Below are 2,703 nucleotides of genomic sequence, written 5' to 3' on the forward strand. Positions count from 1 at the left end.
GCGAGCCAGATGCTCCACACGTCGTATCGGCACCATCGTCCAGGCCGTCCACACACTGCTGACCTGCAGCTATTCAGGATGAAAGAGGCTCACTGAGTGTTTTCAGCGTTGCCTCTCCAGGGTGAGGACGGCTTTCGTGATGACGCTCATGCGGTTGGGGCTGATGCGGGATCTGCGGAAGATCTGCCAGGACTTCAGCCGTGCCATGCCTCGCTCGACAGGCGCCCGGGAAGCAGACAGGCCTCGGTTCAAGGTTTTCTCGGTGACGATGAGTTCACCGCCCGGTGTTCGGCGCTTGGCGGTGGTGACCCAGTCGCCGGCGCCGATGTAGGCCATGTCGGCGAGGACCGGGACGCCGTGGCGTTCGCAGATCCGGAGGATCTTGTGGGTGCGGGCGGCCGTCAGGTCGTGGGTTCTGCCGGGCAGTGCCGGCGACAGCCACAGGATCTCGCCGGCCGGGTCGGTGACGACCTGCACGTTCACGCCGTGCCGCTTGTGTTTCGAGGAGTAGTCGGCTCTGCCGTCTCCGACGCGGTCGCACTCGGCGAGCGTGCCGTCCAGGAGGACGAAGTGCGGGTCGTGCGCGCACAGCGTCTTCAACAGGCCCGGCGCCTGCTCGGCGAGCAATTCGGTGATTGCGGTGACGTAGGCGTGGGCGGTGCCGACGGATATCCCGAAGGCTCCGGCGATCTGGGCGAGGGTGTCGTGGCGGCGCAGGCATACGAGTGCGACCAGCGCACGGCAGTGCGGCGGAAGTTTGCACTGCCGGTCACCCTCACGGGTGACGATGAGCATCGTGACCCACTCGACCAGGGCGTGGGGCAGGTCAAGTGCGGCATGATAGGGAACCAACAGGGCTCCTGGGCTGCTGAGTTGAGACGTCGAACACCTCCCTCAACGGCACGGGAGCCCTGTCCGTTGCACACCCCGACCTCAAACCGGCCCGTCACCCGATCAGTGGCCACTCTGAAGAAGCTCATTGAGCCGTTTTCATCCTGAATAGCTGCAGGTCAGGAGCGTGTGGACGGCTTGGACAATGGTGCCGATGCGGCGGGTGGAGCATCGGGCTCGGCGGAGGATCCGCCAGGACTTCAGCTGCGCGAAGGCGCGTTCCCCAGGAGCTCTCAGCCGTGAGTGGTCGCGGTTGAACTGCTGGTAGTGCTCGGGCTGTTCGCGGTGGTTCTTGTACGGAGTGCGGACGGTGGCGCCGGCGCCCTGGTAGGCACGGTCGGCGAGAACGAGGATCTCTCTGGTGAGGCAGGCTTGCACGATGCCGTGGGCCCGGGCCGCGGTCAGGTCGTGGGTGCGGCCCGGTGTCGCACGCGAGAACCACAGAGGTGTGCCGTCGGGACGGTCGATGACCTGCACGTTCATCCCATGCTTGCGATGTTTCATGGAGTAGTACGGCTCATCGGCTGCGATGCGGTCAATGGGAATCAGCGTGCCGTCGACGATCACGTGGTCGCCCTCACCCAGGCCGGTCAGGGCCTCGTGCAGGCCCGGCGCCCACGCGGCAAGGACGTCGAGGGTCTCGTCGACGTAGCGCCAGGCGGTGGCTGTCGAGACGCCGAAGCCGGCTGCCAGGGCGGGCAGCGTCTCGTTCTTCCGCAGGTGCACCAGTACGAGCAGGGCCTGGCGAAAGCAGCCCAGCTTCCGCCACCGCGAGCGGCGTTCACACCTTCGTGCGTAGATGAGCCAGGAAACGTGCTCAACCAGCTCATACGGGACGTCGACCATGGCATGGTACGGGACCAAGCGAGGCTCCTCGGACGATGCGTGGTGCGTAGAGAACACCACCGCAACGACCAGGAGCCTCGCCTCGTTACACACCCCCGCTGACCTGCCATTTCACCCCACAGAGACAGGATGAAAACGGCTCAGTCGCCTGAAGGCGTTCTGCGGCAAACGGAATTTAAGTGTCTTATTCTTTATTCAACTGGTAGGATTTTCTGCAAGATCTTTAAAGCGGCGACGGCGAGGGCGCTGGCCACGCGGGTGAGGGCGGGCAGGTCGTGGTCGGCGAGCATGGCGCAGGCGGCATCGAGGTTCTTGTCCACGGTCGGGGTGCTCGGGCCGGTGGCGGGTGTCGTGGTCGGTGTCGGCATGTGCCGGTCCTCTCGTGCGTCAGGCAGCCAGGCCGTGGCTCTGGCCGGGCGGGGCGATGTAGGTGGCGGGGTCGGCCGGGGTGCCGTCGTAGCACTCCAAACAGGAGCCGAGCGTGCGCAAGGGCTTCGAAGGAGTCTTCGCGGTCGCGGGGCACCGTTATCTCCACCGGGCCGACGTCGGTCAGCACGGTCTTGGAGCGTCAGCCGTTGCGGGAGTTGCCGCCGTTCTTGCCGGCCGAATCGTGCTTGTCATAGCCGAAGTGGTCGGTGATCTCGCCCTCCAGGGCGGACTCCAGCAACCGCTTGTTCAGCTGCTGGAGCAGCCCGCCCTCGCCGGTCAGCTACAGACCCTCGGCCTGGGCCCGGCCCACCAGCTCGTCGATCAACTGGTCGTCCACAGCCTTCGCCCGGACAGCCTCCACGGGCTCGACAGTCTCGGATCCGGACACGTTCTCACTGGTCATCGATGCATCTTCCATGATCGGGAGTTACACCGAACGTCTGGGTCTGTTCCGTAGTCGGTGGTGACGGTGAGTGCTCGCCTGTGATCATCGAGCGTGCATGATGCGAACGCGCTTGTAGGGACGGTCTTTTCGGG

Annotated in this window: 3 protein-coding genes and 2 pseudogenes; 1 reads left to right on the forward strand and 4 read right to left on the reverse strand. The window is 65.3% G+C overall.

Annotated features, from left to right (window positions below; translation table 11 throughout):
• Positions 1 to 82, forward strand: a pseudogene (locus ACZ6IM_RS42475) (IS5/IS1182 family transposase); the annotation flags it as partial.
• A gap of 20 nt (positions 83 to 102) precedes the next feature.
• On the opposite strand, the gene ACZ6IM_RS42480 reads toward ACZ6IM_RS42475, so the two are convergent.
• The 4 genes and pseudogenes from ACZ6IM_RS42480 to ACZ6IM_RS42495 all read right to left on the reverse strand — a co-directional run.
• Positions 103 to 852 carry a transposase gene (locus ACZ6IM_RS42480; protein WP_469564607.1) on the reverse strand — a complete coding sequence of 250 codons (750 nt, stop codon included), beginning with the start codon at positions 850 to 852 and terminating at the stop codon, positions 103 to 105.
• A 138-nt stretch (positions 853 to 990) separates the two neighbouring features.
• Entirely contained in the window at positions 991 to 1,737 is a 747-nt protein-coding gene (locus ACZ6IM_RS42485) for a transposase family protein (RefSeq protein WP_469564610.1), read from the reverse strand.
• A 191-nt stretch (positions 1,738 to 1,928) separates the two neighbouring features.
• Entirely contained in the window at positions 1,929 to 2,105 is a 177-nt protein-coding gene (locus ACZ6IM_RS42490; RefSeq protein ID WP_469564612.1) for a hypothetical protein, read from the reverse strand.
• 125 nt (positions 2,106 to 2,230) lie between these two features.
• Positions 2,231 to 2,569, reverse strand: a pseudogene (locus tag ACZ6IM_RS42495) (transposase); the annotation flags it as partial.
• Positions 2,570 to 2,703: the final 134 nt, after the last annotated feature.

This window comes from Streptomyces sp. NPDC042336 (genome assembly GCF_055581985.1).

Excerpts from the sequence above, each read along its gene's own strand:
- ACZ6IM_RS42490 (WP_469564612.1), bottom strand. The coding sequence starts at position 2,105 with ATGCCGACACCGACCACGACACCCGCCACCGGCCCGAGCACCCCGACC.
- ACZ6IM_RS42485 (WP_469564610.1), bottom strand. The coding sequence starts at position 1,737 with ATGGTCGACGTCCCGTATGAGCTGGTTGAGCACGTTTCCTGGCTCATC.